Source organism: Lysobacter sp. F6437 (assembly GCF_052547215.1).
The window spans coordinates 616633-638788 of record NZ_JBQWRB010000001.1 but is presented as its reverse complement, the minus strand read 5'-3'; the positions used below and the strand labels follow the sequence as shown (position 1 = coordinate 638788).

19 protein-coding genes are annotated in these 22156 nt (G+C 67.3%); 11 read left to right on the top strand and 8 right to left on the bottom strand.

Annotated features, from left to right (window positions below; all coding sequences use genetic code 11):
• Nucleotide 1 precedes the first annotated feature (1 nt).
• The gene (locus tag ACT9F5_RS02855) at nt 2-1798 is read right to left on the bottom strand and encodes a M14 family zinc carboxypeptidase (RefSeq protein WP_445118414.1); all 1797 of its coding nucleotides are present in this window, start codon (nt 1796-1798) and stop codon (nt 2-4) included.
• A 163-nt stretch (nt 1799-1961) separates the two neighbouring features.
• Here ACT9F5_RS02855 and ACT9F5_RS02850 point away from each other — a divergent pair, with 163 nt between their 5' ends.
• From ACT9F5_RS02850 to ACT9F5_RS02840, 3 genes are all read left to right on the top strand, one after another.
• Nucleotides 1962-2594, top strand: coding sequence for a glutathione S-transferase N-terminal domain-containing protein (locus tag ACT9F5_RS02850; RefSeq protein WP_445118413.1), 633 nt, complete (start codon nt 1962-1964; stop codon nt 2592-2594).
• Nucleotides 2595-2661: 67 nt separating this feature from the next.
• Nucleotides 2662-4293 (top strand): POT-type proton-dependent oligopeptide transporter, encoded by a 1632-nt coding sequence (locus ACT9F5_RS02845; RefSeq protein WP_445118412.1) that lies wholly within the window; start codon nt 2662-2664, stop codon nt 4291-4293.
• A 3-nt stretch (nt 4294-4296) separates the two neighbouring features.
• Nucleotides 4297-4902: a rhomboid family intramembrane serine protease gene (locus ACT9F5_RS02840; protein WP_445118411.1), complete on the top strand. Its 606-nt coding sequence runs from the start codon at nt 4297-4299 to the stop codon at nt 4900-4902.
• A gap of 4 nt (nt 4903-4906) precedes the next feature.
• Here ACT9F5_RS02840 and ACT9F5_RS02835 read toward each other — a convergent pair whose 3' ends face one another.
• On the bottom strand, nt 4907-5080 hold the full coding sequence (locus tag ACT9F5_RS02835) for a hypothetical protein (protein ID WP_445118410.1): 174 nt from the start codon (nt 5078-5080) through the stop codon (nt 4907-4909).
• Between the two features lie 309 nt (nt 5081-5389).
• Between ACT9F5_RS02835 and ACT9F5_RS02830 the strand changes: the two genes are divergently transcribed.
• From ACT9F5_RS02830 to ACT9F5_RS02815, 4 genes are all read left to right on the top strand, one after another.
• A complete protein-coding gene (locus ACT9F5_RS02830) occupies nt 5390-6145 on the top strand; it encodes a hypothetical protein (RefSeq protein ID WP_445118409.1) in 756 nt (251 codons plus the stop codon).
• Nucleotides 6146-6175: 30 nt separating this feature from the next.
• Nucleotides 6176-6457, top strand: a complete 282-nt coding sequence (locus ACT9F5_RS02825) for an N-acetyltransferase (protein ID WP_445118408.1) — start codon at nt 6176-6178, stop codon at nt 6455-6457.
• Nucleotides 6458-6565: 108 nt separating this feature from the next.
• Entirely contained in the window at nt 6566-7279 is a 714-nt protein-coding gene (locus ACT9F5_RS02820; protein WP_445118407.1) for a pseudouridine synthase, read from the top strand.
• Nucleotides 7280-7349: 70 nt separating this feature from the next.
• Nucleotides 7350-8252 (top strand): PdaC/SigV domain-containing protein, encoded by a 903-nt coding sequence (locus tag ACT9F5_RS02815; RefSeq protein WP_445118406.1) that lies wholly within the window; start codon nt 7350-7352, stop codon nt 8250-8252.
• A 120-nt stretch (nt 8253-8372) separates the two neighbouring features.
• On the opposite strand, the gene ACT9F5_RS02810 is transcribed toward ACT9F5_RS02815, so the two are convergent.
• Nucleotides 8373-10619 (bottom strand): M3 family metallopeptidase, encoded by a 2247-nt coding sequence (locus tag ACT9F5_RS02810; RefSeq protein WP_445118405.1) that lies wholly within the window; start codon nt 10617-10619, stop codon nt 8373-8375.
• 162 nt (nt 10620-10781) lie between these two features.
• On the opposite strand from ACT9F5_RS02810, the gene ACT9F5_RS02805 reads away from it, so the two are divergent.
• Nucleotides 10782-11219: a CBS domain-containing protein gene (locus tag ACT9F5_RS02805; protein WP_445118404.1), complete on the top strand. Its 438-nt coding sequence runs from the start codon at nt 10782-10784 to the stop codon at nt 11217-11219.
• Nucleotides 11220-11228: 9 nt separating this feature from the next.
• A complete protein-coding gene (locus tag ACT9F5_RS02800; protein ID WP_445118403.1) occupies nt 11229-11726 on the top strand; it encodes a glutathione peroxidase in 498 nt (165 codons plus the stop codon).
• Between the two features lie 203 nt (nt 11727-11929).
• On the opposite strand, the gene ACT9F5_RS02795 is transcribed toward ACT9F5_RS02800, so the two are convergent.
• The 3 genes from ACT9F5_RS02795 to ACT9F5_RS02785 all read right to left on the bottom strand — a co-directional run bounded on the left by ACT9F5_RS02795 (nt 11930) and on the right by ACT9F5_RS02785 (nt 17148).
• Nucleotides 11930-14356, bottom strand: coding sequence for a Tex-like N-terminal domain-containing protein (locus ACT9F5_RS02795; RefSeq protein ID WP_445118402.1), 2427 nt, complete (start codon nt 14354-14356; stop codon nt 11930-11932).
• Between the two features lie 95 nt (nt 14357-14451).
• Nucleotides 14452-15261 carry a ferredoxin--NADP reductase gene (locus tag ACT9F5_RS02790; protein WP_445118401.1) on the bottom strand — a complete coding sequence of 270 codons (810 nt, stop codon included), beginning with the start codon at nt 15259-15261 and terminating at the stop codon, nt 14452-14454.
• A 99-nt stretch (nt 15262-15360) separates the two neighbouring features.
• Complete coding sequence (locus ACT9F5_RS02785; protein WP_445119483.1) at nt 15361-17148, bottom strand: AarF/UbiB family protein; 1788 nt, start codon at nt 17146-17148, stop codon at nt 15361-15363.
• 80 nt (nt 17149-17228) lie between these two features.
• Here ACT9F5_RS02785 and ACT9F5_RS02780 point away from each other — a divergent pair, with 80 nt between their 5' ends.
• Complete coding sequence (locus ACT9F5_RS02780; protein ID WP_445118400.1) at nt 17229-17792, top strand: DUF488 family protein; 564 nt, start codon at nt 17229-17231, stop codon at nt 17790-17792.
• Between the two features lie 205 nt (nt 17793-17997).
• Nucleotides 17998-18174: a hypothetical protein gene (locus tag ACT9F5_RS02775; RefSeq protein ID WP_445118399.1), complete on the top strand. Its 177-nt coding sequence runs from the start codon at nt 17998-18000 to the stop codon at nt 18172-18174.
• Between the two features lie 146 nt (nt 18175-18320).
• Here ACT9F5_RS02775 and ACT9F5_RS02770 read toward each other — a convergent pair whose 3' ends face one another.
• Both ACT9F5_RS02770 and ACT9F5_RS02765 read right to left on the bottom strand, forming a co-directional pair.
• Nucleotides 18321-18935, bottom strand: coding sequence for a cation transporter (locus ACT9F5_RS02770; RefSeq protein ID WP_445118398.1), 615 nt, complete (start codon nt 18933-18935; stop codon nt 18321-18323).
• A gap of 1 nt (nt 18936) precedes the next feature.
• On the bottom strand, nt 18937-22143 hold the full coding sequence (locus tag ACT9F5_RS02765; protein ID WP_445119482.1) for a CusA/CzcA family heavy metal efflux RND transporter: 3207 nt from the start codon (nt 22141-22143) through the stop codon (nt 18937-18939).
• Between the last annotated feature and the right edge of the window lie 13 nt (nt 22144-22156).

Here is a 22156-nt window from a genome sequence, read left to right as displayed (position 1 = left end):
TTCAGCGTGGGGCGCGGTCGGTCCGCAGCACGGGATAGAGGTTGTAGCGGTCGTCCCACGAGGAGTGGAGGCGATAGAAGTAATCGAGCCGTGCGCGCGGGCTGGCGGCGAATTCGGCGTCCTCGCGCAGGCGCTTCTCGAACGCGGCCTTCAGCTCCGGATCCTTCGCCAGCATCCCGCGGGCGACCTCCTCGGCGACGTAGGCTTCCATGTATTCCTTGCGCTCGAACGCGTTGTTGAACTCGCCCCAGGCCACCAGCGAATCACCGGCCTTCGGCTCGAGCACCTGCATCACCAGTCGCGACTTGGGCTGCGCGATCGGCACGAACAGTGCGCCGGCGGCGACGTCGCGAGTCTCCGGTTTCCACTGGCCTTCCAGTTCCAGCCGCTGGTGGCCTTCGTACGATGCGTCGCCGAACTTCACGGTGTCGGCGCGGAACGTCTCTACCTTGGCGTTCGACAGGGGCTGCTCGATCCGGCGGTAGTCGATGTCATGCCGGTCCAGCCGCTCGGCGACCCAACCGGCGTGCGCGGCCGGCACGAGGTAGCCAGCCTCGGGCGCCTCGACCACCAGCGCGGGGTGGATGTCGTCGCACAGCGGCACCTGCCAGGTTTCCGGCGTGGTTTCGTCGTAGCGCGTCATGGTCGCGCCGGAGATTTCCGACGGCGTGCGGGTGTAGGCGTAACCGAGGAAGTCGATGGTGTGGCACTTGTCGCTGGCCTTGTAGTCCAGCGCCACCGGATCGCCGCCGAGCCGGGTCGCGCGCTTGTCGGCCGCCTCGGCCAGTGCCTGCCATTCGTTGCCGTGTTCGGCGACCTGCTGCAGCACCGCGACGATCGCGTCGTGGGTGGTCCTGACCCGGTGCGGATAGTCACGCCAGGAATGGGTTTCCACCAGCATCCCGAGCCGGTTGCGAAGCTGCATGTAGCCATGCGAGAAACGCGGGGTCGAGACGCCATCGATGAAACCCGAGGCCGGGTTGTCGTCCTGCACGAACGATGGATAGAACGGCAACGGCAGCGCGCCCTGCTCGGTGAGATAGCCGATGGTGGCATCGCGCAATTCGGTGCCGGCTTGGCGCAATGCCTTGTCGCCGCTGTTGACCGGCTCGACCTGGATCGACACGTCGTGGCGGAACTTGGCGCCGTCGGTGACATGCAGGTCGACGTAGGCCAGCGGGTCCCACTGGTTGATCAGGCCGAGCATCGCCTGCATTTCCGGCGCGTCGGCCTTCACGTAACCGCGGTTGAGGTTGTAGTTCTGCGCGGTGGTGCGCCAGCCCATCTGCTCCGGGCCGCGCTGGTTGGGCCGGTTCCAGGCGCCGAAGCGCTCGTGGCCATCGACGTTGAACACCGGCACGAACAGGAACACCTGCTTCTCCAGCACGCCCGGCGCCAGCTTGCCCTCGAGCATCTCGCGCAACGCGAGGAAGCCGGCGTCCTTGCCGTCGATCTCGCCGGCGTGGATACCACCCTGGATCAACGTCACCGGCAAGCCCTGTTCGCGCGCCGCCTCGGGGGTGAAGGCGCCGGTCTGCGACACCACCAGCAGCTTCATCGGCCGGCCTTCCGGGGTGGTGCCGAAGATTTCGCAGCGCACGGCATCGGAATAGCGCGCGGCGAACGCGTCGCACAACTCGATGACCTCGGCGTAGCGGCCGGTCTGGATGAAACCGCTGCGCTCGGACACGGTGGTCAGCGGCGCGTCCTGCGCGAAGGCGGGCAGGGCGGGCGTGAGCAGCAGGCTCGCCACCAGCGTGGAAAACAGGGCGGGACGCAGTTCGCGGGTGCGGATCATCGGCAGGTCTCGTCAAGTGATCGGTCGATGGTAACGCCGCAGCTGCGCGGCGGCCCGGGCCCCAAGTCATTTCGGTGACGGGGCGCAGCGTCCCATCCGGGCGCACGGCTTGCGCCTAGACTTGGGCGCTTCGACCTCCAACCTCTCGAACACGGAGCCGCGCATGTACACCCTTTACTACTCGCCCGGCGCCGCCAGCATGGCGGTGCACTGGTTGTTGATCGAACTGGGCCAGCCGCCCGAACTGCGCCTGCTCGACTTCGCCAGCCGCGAGCAGAAGTCGCCCGGATACCTCGTACTCAATCCCGCCGGCGTGGTGCCGACCCTGGTCATCGACGGCGAGCCGATGTTCGAGGCCGCGGCAATCCTGATGCACCTCGCCGACAGCCATCCCGATGCGGGTTTCGCCCCCGCATCCGGCGACCCGCGCCGCCGCGCGTATTACCAGTGGATGTTCCACCTCGCCAACATGGTGCAGCCGCAGCTGCGTGCCTGGTGGTACCCGGCCGAGGCCGCGGGCGAGGCGAATACCGACGCCGCGCTCGACCTGACGCAGTCGCGCCTGGAGGCGGCCTGGACCCGGCTCGACGCGCACCTGGCCGCGCACGGCCCGTACATGCTGGGCGAGCAGGTCAGTGCGGTCGATTTCTACCTCACCATGCTGATGCGCTGGGCGCGCGGGACGCGGCAGCCGGCGACCAACTGGCCGCACCTCGCCACGCACGCGCGGCGGATGAAGGCACGCCCGTCGTTCGCACTGCTTTATGAGCGCGAAGGCCTGAGCGAGTGGGACTGAGCCGGCAGCCCGCCCGAAGCGTGCTTCCGGTAGGCTTGCGCCCTTGGAATTTCCAGAATTGCGATAGATGACGACAGCCACCGAGACGCTCAGTCGCCCGGGCAAGTTGCCCCGCCAGATCCCGTACATCATCGGCAACGAAGCGTGCGAGCGCTTCAGCTTCTACGGGATGCGCAACATCCTGGTGCCGTTCCTGATCAGTTCGGTGCTGCTGCAGTACATCCCGGCGGGTCTCGACCGCGAGTCGGCGGCGAAGGACGTGTTCCACACCTTCGTCATCGGCGTGTACTTCTTCCCGCTGCTGGGCGGCTGGCTGTCGGACCGGTTCTTCGGCAAGTACAACACCGTCCTGTGGTTCTCGCTGATCTACTGCGCCGGCCACGCCTGCCTGGCCATGTTCGAGGACAGCCGCGTCGGGTTCTTCAGCGGCCTGTTCCTGATCGCGTTCGGGTCGGGTGGGATAAAACCGTTGGTGGTCTCGTTCTGTGGCGACCAGTTCGACCAGAGCAACAAGGACAAGGCGAAGATCGTCTTCGACGCGTTCTACTGGATCATCAACTTCGGCTCGTTCTTCGCCTCGCTGTTCGCACCGCTGCTGTTGAGCCACTACGGGCCGTCGGTGGCGTTCGGCGTGCCGGGCGTGCTGATGTTCATCGCGACGTTCGTGTTCTGGCTGGGGCGCAAGCAGTACGTCAACGTCCTGCCGTCGGGTACGGATCCGGACTCGTTCCTCTCGGTCTCACGCACGGCGTTGCTGGCGCGGGCGCCGGGGCAGGGACGGGCGGGACTGGTAATCGCCGCCATCGGCGTGGCCGTCGCGGTCGGCCTGCTGCTGCTGTGGGCGCTGTCGATGCGCGGCATGGCCCCTGGCTGGTGGCCCGATGATTTCGGCTTCGTCATCAGTGCCTGCCTGGCGCTGGGCGCGTTGATCGCGTTCGGTGGCGTCGGCACCTCGATGCAGTTGGATCGCGCACGCGGACGTCACCCGGACGCCGCGGTCGACAGCGTGCGCGGCGTGCTGCGGGTGCTGATCGTGTTCGCGCTGGTGACGCCGTTCTGGTCGCTGTTCGACCAGAAGGCCTCGACCTGGATCATCCAGGGCCGCGAGATGGTGGTGCCGCACGACAGCTGGTGGTGGCCGAGCTGGCTGGTGATGGAGCCGGCGCAGATGCAGGCGCTCAATCCGCTGCTGGTGATGCTGCTGATCCCGTTCAACAACATCGTGCTGTACCCGGCGCTGCGGCGCATGGGCTTCCAGGTCACTGCGCTGCGGCGGATGGGCTGGGGCATCGCGTTCTCCGGCGTGGCGTGGGTCGCGGCTGGCATCATCCAGCTGTGGATCGACGGCGGCGACGAGGTGTCGCTGGCCTGGCAGACGCTGCCCTACGCGCTGCTGACCTTCGGCGAGGTGCTGGTGTCGGCGACCGCGCTGGAGTTCGCCTACAGCCAGGCCACGCAGTCGATGAAGGGCGTGATCATGGCATTCTGGTATCTCACCAGCACCTTCGGCAGTTTGTGGGTGCTGATCACCAACGCCGCGGTCCGCAACGAGGCGGTGACCGCGAGCATTGCCGGTACCGGCTACAGCGAGAACGCGTTCCTGATGTTCTTCTTCGCGGCGTTCGCGTTCGTGGCGGCCCTGGCCTTCGCCATGTATGCGAAGCACTACCCCATGCAAGACAACTACAGGACCGCCTGACCGATGCTGACCCTGATCCTGATCGCCGTAACCGTGCTGGTCTCGTGGCTGGCGTTCGACCGTCCGCGACTGCTGGACCGGTTGATCCTGTGGCCGCCCGCGATCGACCGCCAGAAGCAGTACGACCGACTGCTGACACACGGCTTTATCCATGCCGACTGGCAGCACCTGCTGTTCAACATGATCACGCTGTTCTTCTTCGGCCGGATCGCGGAGCAGGTGATCGGATCGATGATCGGGCCGATCGGGTTCCTGCTGTTCTACCTGTCGGCCATAGTCATAGCGATCCTGCCGACCTACCTGCGCCATCGGCATGACAGCCGCTATCGCAGCCTTGGCGCCTCGGGCGCGGTGTCGGCGGTGCTGTTCGCGTTCATCCTGGTGCAGCCGTGGTCGCTGATCTTCGTGTTCTTCCTGCCGGTGCCGGCGATCGTGTACGGCGCGTTCTTCGTCGGCTATTCGATCTGGATGGACCGGCAGGGCGGCGACAACACCAACCACAATGCGCACCTGTCAGGCGCGATCTACGGCGTGCTGTTCATGCTGTTGATGGAGCCACGGATCGCAGGCGTTTTCCTGCAGCGGCTGGTGAACCCGTCGTTCGGCTGAAGCCTCAGGCGGCCGCCGCCTGCTCGTCGTCGCCGTAAGCCTGCATCAGGCGCTCATAGACCAGCGCGTCGATCCGGGCAAGTTCGCCGGTGTCTTCGCCACAGGCCAGTTCGTACAGCCGCGCCACCAGGGCGTCGTCGCTGTCGGCTTCGTTGGCACGGGAGTACAGGTCGGTCATGACAATCTCCTGGTTCGTCCAGGCCGCCGGTCGCCGGTGCCTGTGCAGGTCGATGCCCGCACAGGAGCCAACGCAGATTCCATGCCACGCCGGGCAGTCAAGCGGATTCAGAGGTGCTTGGCATCGGCACGAATGACGTACTGCGTCACACTCCGCCGTGGACGCCCGCACGCTGCCGCCGGCCGTCGATGCTCACTCCGCGTAAATGCAGGGCGTGGTATCGAAACCATGTCACGCGATGACGTGACCTGAAGGCGCGCATTCGAACGTTAGCTGGCGCGTCCCTCGATACCCCCGATGGAGGACTGCATGGCCACGACCCCAGCCCGCAAGACCGCCCGGAAGGCTCCGGGCACGGCGCGGAAAACCGCGACCGGGACGACCGCGAAGAAGGCAACCAAGAAAGCAGCAGCCAAGAAAGCAACAGCGAAGAAGACGACTGCAAAAAAAGCTGCCACCCGGAAGACCGCCGCGAAGAAGGCCCCGGTCCGGAAAGCCGCTGCCAGGAAGACGACCGCAAGGAAGGCTACGGCGAAGAAGACCACGGCCAGGAAATCCGCCAGCAAGAAGACGGCCAAGAAAGCCGTGCGGAAGTCCGCCGTCCGCAAGGCGCCGACAAAGAAGGTCGCGAAAAAGACCGTGGCGAAGAAGGTCGCCAGCAAAACGGCAGCCAGGAAGTCGGTCGCAAAGAAGCCCGCGGCCAGGAAGGCGACCGCCAAGAAGGCCGCACCGCGGAAAACTGCCGCGAAGAAGGCCGTTGCGAAGAAACCCACGAAGAAGACGGCCGCCCGCAAGTCCCCCACGAAGCCGCGCAAGATCACGCCCGCGAAGGCCCTGGCCAACACCCGCAAGCTGCTCGAGGCCAAGCAGCAGCACGACCAGCAGCCGCAGCCGTGGCAGGCGCTCGATCCGGAACACGGGCACCAGCCCAACGCGGGCTTCCAGTCCGCCAGTGCCGCCGCCAAGGCCGAGGAACTGCACGCGGCCGAAAGCCGGATGCAGGGTATCCAGGGCAGCAACAGCACCCACGACCGTCACAACCAGGGCAAGCGCGACAATCGCTAGCCCACCCTCGAGCCCGGCAGGAACCCCCGGATGACCACTTCCCCCGATGTCCACCACCAACCCGAGCGCCGGCGCTTCGCCACCACCGTCGAAGGCCACGAAGCCGAGCTCGAGTACCGCATCGAAGGAGGCTTCATGGACATTACCCATGTGACCGTGCCCGATGCGATCGGGGGGCGCGGGATCGCCAGCCGCCTGACCCTGGCGGCGTTCGAGCAGGCGCGTACGGATGGACTCAACGTCCGGCCTTCCTGCCCGTACGCGGCTGCGTGGGCCGAACGGCATCCGGAATTCAACCAGCTGCTGGGCTGAACCGGGGCGGGACCGGGCTGCGCGCCAGCCCGTCCCGCGCTCGCCCGGTGCTCGCCAATGGGTGTGGCATGTGCCAGCCTGTGCGCCCCTTGCCGTGCCAGCCACCCCATGCGCCTCAACAAATTCATCAGCGAGAGCGGCTTCTGCTCGCGCCGCGAAGCCGACCGCCTGATTGCCGAGGGCCGGGTCACCGTCAACGACCTGCGTGGGCGGGTCGGCTCGGAAGTGGGCGAGGGCGACGAGGTCCGGGTCGATGGGCAGTCCCTGCGGGCGCGCACCGCCGCCAAGGGCCAGAAGCAGCACGTCTACATCGCGCTGAACAAGCCGGTTGGCGTGGTCTGCACCACCGAGTCCTCGGTCAAGGACAACATCGTCGCCTTCGTCGGCCACGAGCGCCGGATCTTCCCGATCGGCCGGCTCGACAAGGATTCAGAGGGGCTGATCCTGCTCACCAGCAACGGCGACATCGTCAACGAGATCCTGCGCGCCGAGAACAAGCTGGAAAAGGAATACCTGGTCGCGGTCAACCATGAGGTCACCCCCGAGTTCCTGCGCGCGATGGCCAGGGGCGTGCCGATCCACGGCCAGACCACGCTGCCGTGCAAGACCGGCAAGCTGGGGCGGTTCGGATTCCGGATCGTGCTGGTGCAGGGCTTGAACAGGCAGATCCGGTTGATGGCGGCCTACTTCAAGTTCCGGGTCAAGCAACTGGTTCGGGTGCGGATCGGCAACGTCAAGCTGGGGCGGCTCAAGATCGGCCAGTGGCGCAACCTGACCGATGCCGAGTTGCGCGGTTTGCTGCCCCAGCGCACCGACTGGTAAGCCGCCGCAGCCTGCATCCGGGCGTCACATCGCTGGCGATAAGGTCGGCCCATCCACAAGGGGTCGGTCCATGGAACTTGCGTTCGCGAAACGTCTCATTGCCGTCGCGGCGATGCTTGCCGCGGTGGCGGCCTGCGACCGCCCCGCCACCGGTAACGCCGACGCGGGGGCAGTCGCCACCACGCCTGCGGCCGTCGAAGCACCCGAAGTGGACCTGGGCGACGTCATCGAAACCACTTCCGACTACGTGATCGGCATCAGCTATCCGCAGTCGGCGGCCAAATATCCCAGGCTGGCCGCCGAACTGAAGGCGTATGCCGATGAAGCCCGTGCCGAGCTGATGCGCGCGGTCGAGGCACGCAAGCAGTCGCAACCTGCGGGCGAGGGCAGCGAAGGATCGGCGATGTACGACCTGTCGCTCACCTTCACCGAGGTCGTGGACACCCCGAAACTGGCGGCCTACGCGGCCGACGGCAGCATGTATACCGGCGGAGCCCACGGCATACCGTTGCTGGCGCGGTTTGTCTGGGTGTCGGAACAACAGCAGTTGCTGACCGCGGGGGCGCTTGTGCCACGGGCCGGGGACTGGGAGGCCATCGCAGGGTATGTGCGTGAACAATTGCACACGACCCTGTCCCAACGCATAGAGGCCGACGGGCTCGACCCGGCGGAACGCGCGGAACTCGCCCGGAGTGCCGGCCGCATGATCGATGACGGTACCGAAGTCGACCCGGCCAATTTCTCCCAGTTCGAACCCGTGGTGGGTGCCGATGGCAGGATCACCGCGATCCGCTTCGTGTTCCCGCCGTACCAGGTCGGGCCGTATTCCGACGGGATCCAGACCGCGGAGGTGCCGGCCTCGGTACTGCTGCCGCACGTGGCGCCCGGGTATCGCGGCCTGTTTGCCGAAGGTGCGGGCAGCGGCGGGGATCCCCGCACTGTGGCGGCTCCGGAGGATTCTCCGGCTTCCTGAGTCCCCTTCGCGGTCCTCCTGGGTGCCGCCACGAGCGTGGTTCCGGGAACGTTCCACCCGGCAATGAAAAAAGGCCGCCCGGATTGCTCCGGGCGGCCTTCTGTTACAGCTGCCTGCCGATCAGTTGGCGGGCTTTGGCGCGTCCTTCGGCGCGTCGGGCACCTTGGCATCGTCGGCGACCGGGGCGTTCAGGCCGCGGCGCTCCAGCAGCGGCTCGATCCGCGGCTCGTGGCCGGTGAAGTCGCGGAACAGCTGCAAAGCGTCCTTGCTGCCGCCCTGCGACAGCAGGCTGTCGCGGAAGTGGTCGCCGTTCTCGCGGGTCAGGCCGCCGTTGTCCTTGATCCAGGCCACGGTGTTGGCGTCCAGCACTTCCGACCAGATGTAGGCGTAGTAGCCGGCCGCGTAGCCGCCCATGATGTGGCTGAAGTACGGGGTGCGGTAGCGCGGCGGAACCGGCGCGAAGTCGGTGCCGTTGGCGACCATCGCCTTGGCCTCGAAATCCATCACCTTGTCCGGGGCGGGAATCGCGTCGGCGGCCAGCTGGTGCCAGCTCTGGTCGAGCATCGCCGCGCCGAGGTACTCGGTGGTGGCGAAGCCCTGGTTGAACTGGGCGCTGGCCAGCACCTTGTCCAGCAGTTCCTGCGGCATCGCCTCGCCGGTCTGGTAGTGCTTGGCGTAATTGGCCAGCACCGACGGCCAGTCGGACCACATCTCGTTGACCTGCGACGGGAACTCGACGAAGTCACGCGGCACGCTGGTGCCCGAGAAGTACGGGTACTCCACGTCCGAGAACAGGCCGTGCAGCGCGTGGCCGAACTCGTGGAACATCGTGGTGACCTCGTCCCAGGTCATCAGCGTCGGCTTGCCTTCGGCCGGCTCCGGAATGTTGAGGTGGTTGGCCACCACCGGCAGGTCGCCGGTCAGCCCGGACTGGTCGACGTAGGAGTTCATCCACGCACCGCCGCGCTTGGACTCGCGCTGGTACGGGTCGAAGATGAAGATGCCCTGCTGGCTGCCGTCCTTGTCGAACACATCGTAGACGGTGACGTCCTCGTGGTAGACCGGCAGGTCGGTGCGCTGCTTGAAGCTCAGCCCGTACAACTGGTTGGCGGCGTAGAACACGCCGTTCTCCAGCACGTTCTTCATCTCGAAGTAGGGCTTGAGCTGGTTCTCGTCGAAGTTGTACTCGGCCTGGCGGACCTTCTCGGCGTAGTACGCCCAGTCCCACGGCTGCAGCTCGAAGGTCGGCTCGCCTTTGGCGGCCTGTTCCTTGTCGATCATCGCCTGCAGCTTGGCGGCCTCGCGCTTGGCATTGGCGACCGCCGGCGGGGCGAGCTTCTGCAGCATGTCGTTGACGGCCTGCGGGGTCTGCGCGGTCTCGTCGGCGAGCACGTAGGCGGCGTAGGTCGGGTAGCCGAGCATGCCCGCCTTCTCGGCGCGCAGCTTGAGTACCTTGGAGACGATCGCGGTGTTGTCCCACTCGTTGCCGCGGCTGCCACGGGCGACCGATGCCTTGTGGATGCGCTCGCGCAGCTCGCGGTTCTCGAGGTAGGTGTTCGGCGGCTGGCCGGTGGTGTTCTGCAGCGCGATCACCCACTTGCCTTCCATGCCGCGGCTCTTGGCGGCTTCGGCAGCGGCGGTGATCGCCTGTTCGGACAGGCCATCGAGCATGGCGACGTCGTCGACCACGATCGCCGAGTCGTTGACCTCGGCCAGCACGTTCTGGCTGAAGGTGGTGCCCAGCGAAGCCAGCTCGGTGTTGATCTCTTTCAGGCGGGTCTTGTCGGCATCGGACAGCTTGGCGCCGGCGCGGACGAAATCGGTGTGGTAACGCTCGATCAGGCGCACGCCCTCGGGATCGAGGCCGAGGCCGTCGCGGCCGTCGTACAGCTTCTGGATGCGCGCGAACAGTTCCGGGTTCAGCGAGATGGCGTCGCTGTGCGCGGACAGTTTCGGCGCGTACTCCTCCTGGATCGCCTTGCGCGCGTCATTGGTATCGGCGCCGACCAGGCTGAAGAACACCGAGGCGGTGCGCGACAGGATCTCGCCGGACTTCTCCAGCGCGATGATGGTGTTGTCGAAGGTGGGCTCTTCCGGATTGGAGGCGATCGCCTCGACTTCCTTCAGGTGGTCGGCCATGCCGCGATCGAAGGCCGGGCCGAAATGGCTGTCCTTGATCTGGTCGAAGCGCGGGAAGTGCAGCGGCAGGGGGCTTTCGGTGAAGAACGGATTATCGGCCACGGCGGCGTCACCTTGGGAATCGGCGGCTTGGGCGTCGGCACTCTGGGTGCTGGCGTCGGTCTGGGTGCAGGCAACCAGGCCGGTGCCAAGGGCGACGGCAAGCGCAAGCGCGAGGGGATGCTTCATCGGACAGGGACCTCGTCGAGGGAATCGTTGGCGGAACCTCCAGCGTACCGTACGGCTGCCCCTGCCGCCCATGACGAAAGCCACGGGACTTCGCGGCGGGGTTCACGTGCCCGCCACCGCCGTCGCGGCAGGTTATGCAGTCTGTTCCCCCAGGAGTCCTCCATGAGCACGTCCCTGAGCAGTGTCATGACCCCCAAACCCGCCTGCTGCACCGCCGACACCTCGCTGGCCGAGGTCGCCAGGATGATGATGCAGAACGATTGCGGACAGATTCCGGTGGTCGAAAGCCACGAATCCGGCAAGCCCGTCGGCGTGGTCACCGACCGCGACATCGTCGTGCGGGTGGTGGCCGAAGGGCGCGAGGTCGGTTCAGCCACTGCCGCCGACTGCATGACCACGCCGGCCACCACGGTCGGGCAGGGCGCGTCGCTGGCCGATTGCTGCGCCGCGATGGAGCAGAACCAGATCCGGCGGGTGGTGGTGGTCGATGATGCGGGCGCGGTCTGCGGTATCGTCGCCCAGGCCGATATCGCCCGCACCGGCCGCGACGAGAAGACCGCCGAGGTGGTGCAGAAGGTTTCGCAGCCCACCAGTCACTGAGTCACGACCATGTCCAGCACGACCCCGCAAACCGTCCACGATTTCAGTGCCACCGACCTGGACGGCCAGCCGCGCACGCTGGACGAGTTCAGCGGCAAGGTGCTGCTGATCGTCAACGTCGCCTCGCAGTGCGGCTTCACCCCGCAGTACACCGGGCTGGAGAAGCTCTGGCGCGAATACGGCCCGCGCGGGCTGGTGGTGCTGGGTTTCCCGTGCGACCAGTTTGGACACCAGGAGCCGGGCGACGCGGACGAGATCCGGCAGTTCTGCTCGTTGCGCTACGACGTGAGCTTCCCGATGTTCGCCAAGGTCGAGGTCAATGGCGACGACGCCCATCCGCTATGGAAATGGCTGAAACGGGAGAAGGGCGGGATCCTCGGCATCGACGCGATCAAGTGGAACTTCACCAAGTTCCTGGTCGGGCGGGATGGACAGGTAATCAAGCGGTATGCGCCGAAGGATCCGCCGGAGTCGATGGTCAGTGATATCGAGGCGGCGCTGGCGTGACACGCCGTTGCGCGGGTCCGGCACCGCCGGCACGCCCTTGTAGGAGCGGCTTCAGCCGCGATCATGGAGTCGGCGCGCGCGACTGAAGGCTCACGGTTGTTGTAGGAGCGGCTTCAGCCGCGATCTGGAGTCGGTGCGGGCGCACGGTTTCCGATCGCGGCTGAAGCCGCTCCTACGAAAAGCCGCCCAATCGCGCTTGGTGATCAGGCGCCGCCTTTCGCCTTGGCGAATGCGGCGGCGAGGGCGTTGTTCGCTGGCGCAGCGGGCTGGCGGAGGTGGGGGCCTCGTGCGTTGCCGCGCCCACCGTCACGTGAACCACCGTCACGCGGCCTGCCATCCCGCGCTGCACCGTCGCGCGATCCGGTTCGGTTGTTGCGTGGGTCGACACGACCGCTGTCGCGGTCGGTGCGCTCGCCCCGCGGGGCCGGGGCACTGTCATCCAGCCGGCAGGTCAGGGCGATGCGTTTGCGCGGGATGTCGACCTCCAGCACCTTGACCTTGACCACGTCGCCGGCCTTGACCACCTCGCGCGGGTCCTTGACGTAGCGGTCGGCCAGCGCCGAGATGTGGACCAGGCCGTCCTGGTGGACGCCGATGTCGACGAACGCGCCGAACGCGGCGACGTTGCTGACCACGCCTTCCAGGAGCATCCCGACCTGCAGGTCCTTCAACTCTTCCACGCCGTCGGCGAAACGCGCGGCCTTGAACTCGGGGCGGGGGTCGCGACCGGGCTTTTCCAGTTCCTTGAGGATGTCGCGGATCGTCGGCACGCCGAACTTGTCGTCTGTGTACTGCTCCGGCCGGATGCTGCGCAGGAAGCCGGCATCGCCGATCAGCTGGCGCACTTCTCGGCCGCAGTCGCTCACGATCCGCTCGACCACCGGGTAGGCCTCCGGGTGCACCGATGAGGCGTCCAGCGGCTGCTCGCCGTTGGCGATGCGCAGGAAGCCGGCGCATTGCTCGAACGCCTTGTCGCCGAGCCGCGGCACCTTCAGCAGTTGCTTGCGGCTGGTGAACGCGCCGTTGGCGTCGCGGTATACCACGATGTTGCCGGCGACCGTCGACGACAGCCCGGACACGCGGGTGAGCAGCGCGGCGGAGGCGGTGTTGACGTCGACGCCGACCGCGTTGACGCAGTCCTCGACCCGGGCGTCGAGCGCGCGCGCTAGCCGGTGGCCGTCGACGTCGTGCTGGTACTGGCCGACGCCAATCGCCTTGGGCTCGATCTTGACCAGCTCGGCCAGTGGGTCCTGCAGCCGCCGGGCGATCGAGACCGCGCCGCGCAACGACACGTCGAGGTCCGGGAACTCCTTCGCGGCGAACTCGGACGCCGAGTACACCGACGCGCCAGCCTCGCTGACCACGATCTTCTGCATCTTCAGCTCGGGGGCGAGCTTGATCAGGTCGCCGGCCAGCTTGTCGGTCTCGCGGCTGGCGGTGCCGTTGCCAATCGCGATCAGCTCGACCGCGTGCTGCGCGCACAACTTGCGCAACACGTGCAGCGAGCCGTCCCACTGGTTGCGTGGCTGGTGCGGGAAGATCGTGTCGGTCGCGACAAGCTTGCCGGTGCGGTCGACCACGGCGACCTTGACCCCGGTGCGCAGGCCCGGGTCGAGCCCGAGCACCGCCTTCGGCCCCGCCGGCGCGGCCAGCAGCAAATCCTTGAGGTTGTCGCCGAACACCGCGATCGCCTCGGCCTCGGCCTTCTCGCGGGCCTGGCCGAACAGGTCCAGCAGCAGGTGCAGGTGCAGCTTGGCCTTCCATGCGAGGCGACAGGCGTTGAGCAGCCACGCATCGGCCGGACGGCCGGCGTCGCGGATGCCGGCGTGATGCGCGACCCGGCCCATCGCCTGCGCGTGGCCGGCCTCGGCATCGGCGCCTGGCTCCAGGTCGAGCACCACGATCTCCTCGCGGCGCGCGCGGAACAGCGCCAGCAGGCGATGCGACGGAATCTTCGCCAGCAGCTCGGCATGGTCGAAGTAGTCGCGGTACTTGGCGCCTTCGGCTTCCTTGCCCTCGACGACGCGGGCATGGATGCGGCCGACGTCCTGCAGCCATTCGCGCAACTCGCCGACCAGCGCCGCGTCCTCGCCCCAGCGCTCCATCAGGATCGCGCGCGCGCCTTCCAGTGCGGCCTTGGCATCGGCCACGCCCCTGTCGACGTCGACGAAGCCGGCGGCGAATTCCTCCGGCGTGAGCGAGGGGTCGGCCAGCAGGCCATCAGCCAGCGGCTCCAGCCCCGCTTCGCGGGCGATCTGCGCCTTGGTCCGGCGCTTGACCTTGTACGGCAGGTACAGGTCTTCCAGCCGCGCCTTGCTGTCGGCGGCCACGATGTCGGCGCGCAACTCGTCGGTCAGCTTGCCTTGCTCATCGATGCTCGCCAGCACCGCGGCGCGGCGGTCCTCCAGCTCGCGCAGGTAGGTCAGGCGGCCTTCGAGGTCGCGCAACTGGGTGTCGTCCAGTCCGCCGGTGACTTCCTTGCGATAGCGCGCGATGAACGGCACGGTCGCGCCCTCGTCGAGCAGGCCGATCGCCGCGCGGGCCTGTTCGGGTTGCGCGCCGATCTCGGCGGCGATGGTGCGGGCGATCTGGTCTGCCAGGGCGGCGGCGAGCGGGGCGGATTTGGACATTGCGATGTTCGACCTTGCGGAGTGCGGGGTCCCCGCCAGGCGGGGCCGGTCGATTGTGGCGATGCCGGACCGTGCCGGGAACCCGTTGACAGTCGCTATTTTTCGACGAACGCGCGTTCGAACACGTACTGCCCCGGCGTGCCGATCCGCGGCGCGGCGCTGAAGCCACGGCCATCGAGCAAGGCGCGGAAGTCCGCCAGCATCTGCGGGCTGCCGCAGATCATCGCGCGGTCGTGCGCGGGGTCCAGCGGCTCGATGCCGAGGTGCTGCATCATCTGGCCGGTCGCCATCATGTCGGTCATGCGGCCACGGTGGTCGCGACCCCCGTAGGTGAAGGCTTCCCGGGTCACCGCCGGGAAGTAGCGCAGCTTGTGGCCGATCACCTCGCCGAGGAACTCGTGGTGCGGCAGTTCCTTCTCTACGTAGTCGCGATAGGCCAGGTCGCGCGCATGGCGCACGCCCTGGCACAGGATCACGCGTTCGAAGCGCTCGTAGGTCTCCGGGTCCTTGATGATCGACAGCCACGGCGCGAAGCCGGTGCCGGTGCCCAGTAGGTACAGGTTGCGGCCCGGGTGCAGGTCGTGGATCAGCAGGGTGCCGGTTGGCTTGCGGCCCAGCAGGATGGTGTCGCCGGGCTTGATGTGCTGCAGCCGCGAGGTCAGCGGACCGTCGGGCACCTTGATGCTGAAGAACTCCAGCTGCTCCTCCCAGTTGGCACTGGCGATGGAGTAGGCGCGCAGCAGCGGCTTGCTGCTGCCGTCGGGCTGCTCGACCGGCAACCCGATCATCACGAACTGGCCGTTGTCGAAACGGAAGCCGGAGTCGCGGGTGGTGGTGAAGCTGAAGTAGTCGTCGGTCCAGTGGCGGACGTCGAGCACGGTTTCGGTGCCGAAGGCAGAGGACATGCTGGGTCGGGCAGTGCGGGGAACCGCCTATTTTAGCGGAGTGGCGGGGGAACGGCCGATGCCGGGCCAACGTCCCGTCGGGACGACCTTGCAATGGCGTCAGCGCGGCCCGCGTTCTTCGTGCGGCTTGGCGCGGCGGTCGCGCAGCAGGGCGCTGATAATGATAGTGATGCCCAGCCCCGCGCCGACCAGGAACAGCACCAGCGCGATCGCGGGGTAGCCCAGGAGGGTGGGGCCGGCGGTGTCGACCCGCATCATCATTGCCGAGGCGATGATCAACGCGGCGGTGACCACGCCGGCCGCGACCCGGTTGGCGATCTTCTGCAGCGCTTCGAGGATCTGCGAGTCCTCGAACCCGCACACGCGCACCTGCATGCGGTTGTCGGCCAGCAACGAGAGCACGTCCGACACTTTCCGCGGGGCCTCGCGCAGCAGCGCCTGCATCTCGATCAGTTCGCCGGCCAGGTTGGTTGGCGACAGCGACTTCTTCACTCGCGCGCGCATGACGTGTTCGAGGTGGTGTTCCACCACCTTCTTGACATCGAGGCCCGGGTCCAGCGCCAGGCACACCGATTCCAGTGTCAGCAGCGTCTTGCCCAGCAGGCTCAGCTCCGGCGGGGTGCGCAGGCCGCAGGCGGTGGCGATGCGGGTCAGGTCCAGCACCAGCCGGCCTTCCGACAGCGTTTGCGTGCCGCTGCGGATGGCATGGTGGGCGGCATAGCGGGAGACCAGCTGGCCGACCTCGCGCAGGTAGCTTTCCTCGTCGAAATCCTCCAGCCGGGTGCCCATCGCGATTGCTTCGCCGGCAACTTCTTCGCCGCGCCCGTCGACCGCCGCGAACAGCAGCTTCAACAACCGGTCGCGTTGCCGGGGCGGCACGTGCGCGACCATGCCGAGGTCGAAGATCGCCAGTCGCCCGTCGGGGGTGACCAGCAGGTTGCCGGGGTGCGGGTCGGCATGGATCTCGCCGTGCACGAAGGTCTGGTCGAGGTAGCCGCGCATCAGCGCTTCGGCCAGCTCGCCCATCGGCTGCTCGGTGCGGCGCACGCCGCTGATCCCGGTGACCTTGGTGCCGGTCACCAGGTCCATGGTCAGCACGCGCGTGCGGGTCAGGTCCCACACCGGGGCCGGCACCAGCAACTGCGGGTAGCCCTCGAAATGCCGGGCAAAGCGGTCGAGGTTCTCCGCCTCGGTGCGGTAGTCCAGTTCCGCCATCAGGGTCTTGCGGAACTCGTGGATCCAGTCGGCGAAGCGCAGCCGGCGGCCGAGGTCGGTCGCGTGGTCGACCCTGCCGGCGATCGAGGCGAGCGCGTCCAGGTCGGCGCGGATCTGTTCCAGCGCGTGCGGCCGCTGCACCTTCACCGCCACCTCGCGGCCGCCGCGCAGGGTCGCGCGGTGCACCTGCGCCAGCGACGCACAGCCCAGCGGCGTCTCGTCGAAGGTCACATAGGCCTGGCTCAGCCGCACGCCGAGTGCATCCTCGACGGCCTGGCGGATCACCGGGAAGTCGAGCGGGGCCACGTGGTCCTGCATGCGCTCCAACGCCGTCAGGTACTCGGGCGGAACCATGTCGGGGCGGGTCGACAGGGCCTGGCCGATCTTGACGAAGGTCGGGCCAAGGGCCTCCAGGTCGGTGACGAACTGCTCGGGCTTGCCGTCGGTCGGCACTGCGACGTCGTGCTCGACGGTCGCGGCATCCAGGTCGAGTCCGTTGAACACGCCGGCATTGCGGTACTTGAGCAGGAACTGCAGGATCTTCGCGGTACGCGCCATTCCGCTTTGCGCTGTATAGGCGTCTTTTAAGCGGGCGTCTTTTACGTATCCGTCGCCCGCGGGGCTGGAGTCAGTGGCGTCGGTGGCATGGGTCGGGTTCATCTCGCTCTGCACTCTGCTTTCCACGGGAATCACCGCAGCCTAGACGCAGGCGCGTCAACGTCGCTTCACTGCTCGTGCGGCACCATGCCCGCATGGCAACGGACGACACCGCCAAAGGCACGTTGTGGACCATCGGCCACTCCACCAGGCCGTGGGAGGTATTCCTGGACATGCTCGGCGACGCCCGCATCGGGGCATTGGTGGACGTGCGGCGGTTTGCCGGCTCGCGTCGCAACCCACAGTTCTCCGGCGAGACGATGGCGCGCGAACTGCCGACCGCCGGCATCGAGTATGTCGCCGCGCCCGACCTGGGCGGCCGGCGCAAGGCCGACCCCGATACCCACAACACCGCATGGCGAAATGCCAGTTTCCGCGGTTACGCCGACTACATGGAAACGCAGCCGTGGCAAGCCGCGCGGGATCGGTTGGCGAAGCGCGCCGCCGACAAGCGCGTGGCCATCATGTGCGCCGAAGCCCTGTGGTGGCAGTGCCATCGCGGGTTGATCTCGGACGACTTCAAGGTGCATGGCTGGGAAGTGATCCACCTGATGGCGCCCGGCAAGCAGGACACCCATCCGTACACCTCCGCCGCAAGGATTGTCGGCGGCAAGCTGGATTACTCGGCTCCCGAACCGCCGCAGCCTTCTCTGTTCTGAGGCACCGCAGCCGCGGATGCGCCGGCTATGGTGCGGCAATATTTCGTTGCGACCTGCGCATCTGCCCAGTCAAATTGATGAACGCGTGGAACCAATGCTTTCATCCCTTGCGGCTCACGGCTGCGTAACCGTGGCGGGCGTCTGCTAGTCGCATGACGCAGCACCCGCCGGTTCGCCGGCTCCCTCCCCCCAAGGAGTAACCACCGTGAAAAACCCGAACGAACAGAATGCTCCGCGCCAGGGCACCGGCCAGGACAAACAGCATCAGCAGGCCCAGGGCCAGGCCAGGGACCAGCAGCAGGGACAGGCGCAGCAGACTCGCGCCCAGCAGCAGGGCAACCAGAAGAACCAAGGTCAGCACGGACGCGACCAGCAACGTTGAGACAATCCACGCGGGTGGCTCGCTCGCGTGAGCAGATAGTTCTCCACAGGCGCCCCGGCCTTTCGACCGGGGCGTTGTTGCGAGCGGCGGTCCCGGGGCAGGGATGCAGCGTCGCAGGTCCGGCACCACAAATGGTCGGTCGCAACTCAAGCCGCCCGATAGCTGCGCCATCCCGACCGCAGCACCCGCCACGCCGATCCCAGGAACAACAACAGCAGCGCAGCGCCAATGAGCAGGTCCGGCCAGCCGGCGTCGAACCACCACACCCCGGCGGTTGCCAGCAGCACCGCACATCCCTCGTAGACATCGTTGCGCGAGCATTCCCACGCCGAAGCCATGTTGACGTCGCCGTGCCGGTACGGCGTCAGCATCCACAGGCAGACGCCATTGAAGGCGAGGTTGGCGAGCGCGGCGACGCCCATCGCCTCGAAGATCGGCACGCCCGGGTGCCTCAGTCGCCAGCCGATCTGCACCGCCACCGCTACCGCGGCCCCGAAGATCAACAGGCCCTTGAACAACGCGACCCTGGCCTTGGCGCGCCCACTGGCGCCGATGACCGCAAGGCTCAGCAGGTAGGTCAGTGCGTCGCCCAGATTGTCCAGGCTGCCCGACAGCAACGACGAGGAACCGCCGTAGATCGCCGCCGACAACATCATCGCGAACGTGGCGAGGTTGATCGCCAGCACGATCATCAGCACGCGGCGCTGCTTCGCCTGCATGGCGCGCAGGTCGACGGTACCGCTGCAGCAGGAATCGCCCATGTCAGGTCTCCAGGGTCTCGCGCGGCATATCCCCGTCGCGGTGCAGCCAACGGTACAGGGCGGGCAGCACCAGCAGCGTCAGCAAGGTCGAGGACACGATGCCGCCGATCACCACGGTTGCGAGCGGCCGTTGCACCTCCGAACCGGTGCCGACGTTGAACGCCATCGGCACGAAGCCCAGAGACGCCACCAGCGCGGTCATGAGCACCGGGCGCAGGCGGCCGAGCGCACCGTCGACGATGGCGTCGTCCAGTGGGATGCCCTGTTCGCGCAGTTTGCGGATGAACGCAATCATCACCAGACCGTTGAGCACCGCCACGCCCGACAGCGCGATGAAGCCGACGCCGGCGGTGATCGACAGCGGAATATCGCGCAACGCCAGGGCGACCACGCCGCCGGTCAACGCCAGCGGCACGCCACTGAACACGATGCCGGCGTCCCGCGCCGACCCGAACGCCATGAACAGCAGGCCGAAGATCATCACCAGCGTGACCGGCACCACGATCGCAAGGCGGTTTCTGGCCGAGATCAATTGCTCGAACGTGCCGCCGTAGCCGACCCAGTAGCCCTGCGGAATGTCGACTTGGTCGGCGATGCGCGTCTGCAGTTCGGCGACGAAACCGCCGAGGTCGCGGTCACGCACGTTGGCGGTCACCACCACGCGGCGCTTGCCGTTCTCGCGGTTGACCTGGTTCGGTGCGAGGACGGTCCTGATCGTGGCCACCTCGCGCAGGGGCACGGTCTGCGGTGGGTGGGTCGACCAGGCCGGATCGCGGCTGGACTCGTCGGCATTGGCCGTGGCGCCATCGCCGGGCAGGGGGATGGGCAGGTCAGCCAGCGCCGCCGGGTCCTTGCGCAGGTGCTCCGGCAGGCGCACCACGATGTCGAAGCGCCGGTCGCCCTCGAACAACTGGCTGGCGACCTGGCCGCCCACGGCCGTGGCGACGACCTGCTGCACGTCGCCGGGGTTGAGCCCGTAGCGCGCCAGTGCGGCCCGGTCCGGCACCACCGTCAGCAGTGGCAGTCCGGTGGCCTGTTCGGTCTTGACGTCCATCGCACCCTCGATCTGGCGCGCGACCGTCTCGATCCGTTCGGCGGTCTCCACCAGCGTGTCCAGGTCATCGCCGAACACCTTGATCGCGACATCCGCGCGCACGCCGGAAATCAGCTCGTTGAAGCGCATCTCGATCGGCTGGGTGAACTCGTAGTTGTTGCCCGGGACCTGCGCGACCACGGCCCGGATTTCCTCGATCAACTGCGTCTTGGGCTTGCGCGGGTCGGGCCAGTCCTCGCGCGGCTTCATCATCATCATGGTGTCGGCCACGTTCGGCGGCATGGGATCGTTGGCCACCTCCGCGGTGCCGATCTTGCTGAAGACCAACGCGACCTCGGGGATCTCCGCGACCGCGTTCTCCACCGCGATCTGCATCTTCACCGATTGCTCCATGCCGGTACCCGGAATGCGGATCGCGTGCATGGTGATGTCGCCTTCGTCGAGGCTCGGGATGAACTCGCTGCCCAGGCGCGTCGCCAGCAGGCTGCAGGCCGCCACCAGCACCAGCGCGCCGCCCAACACCCAGCCGCGATGGCGCAGCGACCAGCCCAGCAGCGGCGCATAGCGGCGCCGGCTCCACTGTATGACCCGGTTCTCCTTTTCCTCGACCCGGCCTTTCAGGAACAGCGCGATCGAGGCCGGCACGAACGTCAGCGACAGCACCATCGCACCGGTCAACGCCAGCACCACGGTGATCGCCATCGGATGGAACATCTTCCCTTCGATCCCGGTGAGCGCGAACACCGGCACGTACACCGCCGCGATGATGAACAGGCCGAACAGACTGGGGCGGATCACCTCGACCGTCGCCGCGGCGGTCAGGTCGGTGCGTTCCTCGTCGCTCATCACACGGCCGAGCCGGTGCTGCATGTCGCCAAACCGGCGCAGGCAGTTCTCGACGATGATCACCGCACCGTCGACGATCAGGCCGAAATCGAGCGCGCCCAGGCTCATCAGGTTGCCGGACACGCCGCCCCGCACCATGCCGGTCATCGTGAACAGCATTGCCAATGGAATCACCGCCGCGGTGATCACCGCCGCGCGAACGTTGCCGAGCAGCAGGAACAGCACCACCACGACCAGCAGCGCGCCCTCGACCAGGTTCTTGGAGATCGTCGCGATGGTGCGGTCGACCAGTTCGGTGCGGTCATAGACCGCCGTCGCCTCGACGCCCTCGGGCAGGCTGGCGCTGGCATTTTCCAGCCGGGTGGCCGCCGCTTGCGCGACCTCGCGGCTGTTGGCGCCGACCAGCATCGAGACGATGCCAAGCACGGTTTCCTCGCCGTTCTGGGTGGCCGCGCCGGTCCGCAGCTCCGGGCCTTCGCCGACGGTGGCGACATCCGCGACGCGGATCGGCAAGCCGTTGCGGCGATCGAGCACGATGCTGCCGATCTCCTGCAGCGCATGGCCGTCCGCTCCGCCGACCTGGCCGGGCACGCGCACCAGGTACTGCTGGCCGTTGCGCTCGATGTAGCCGGCACCGGTGTTCTGGTTGTTGGCCGCGACGGCCTCGACGATGTCCTGCAGGGTGAAGCCCAGCGCGACCAGTTTCGACGGGTCCGGGGTGATGTGGATCTGCCGCTCGTAGCCGCCCAGCGTATTGACCTCGGTGACGCCGGGGGTGTTGCGCATCTGCGGCCGGATCACCCAGTCCTGCAGCGTGCGCAGGTCGGTCGCGGTCCACGGCGTGCCGTCGGGCTTGCGCGCCTCCGGGTCGGCATCGAGCGTGTACATGAAGATCTCGCCGAGTCCGGTCGAGATCGGTCCCATCTGCGGCTCCAGCCCGTCCGGGATCTGCGCCTTGATCTGTTGCAGCCGCTCGGCGACCTGCTGGCGCGCGAAGTAGAGGTCGGTCCCGTCCTCGAACACCACCGTGACCTGCGACAACCCGTACCGCGACAGCGAGCGCGTGTAGTCGAGCCGCGGGATGCCGGCCAGCGCCGTTTCGATCGGGTAGGTGACGCGCTGCTCGGACTCCAGCGGCGAGTAGCCAGGCGCTTCGGTGTTGATCTGCACCTGGACGTTGGTGATGTCGGGGGTGGCATCGATCGGAAGACGGGTGAAGCTCCAGATGCCGATGCCGATCAATCCCAGCGTCAGCACCAGCATCATCCAGCGATGCCGGATCGAGAAACGGACGATCCGTTCCAGCACGCCGGCCTGGTGC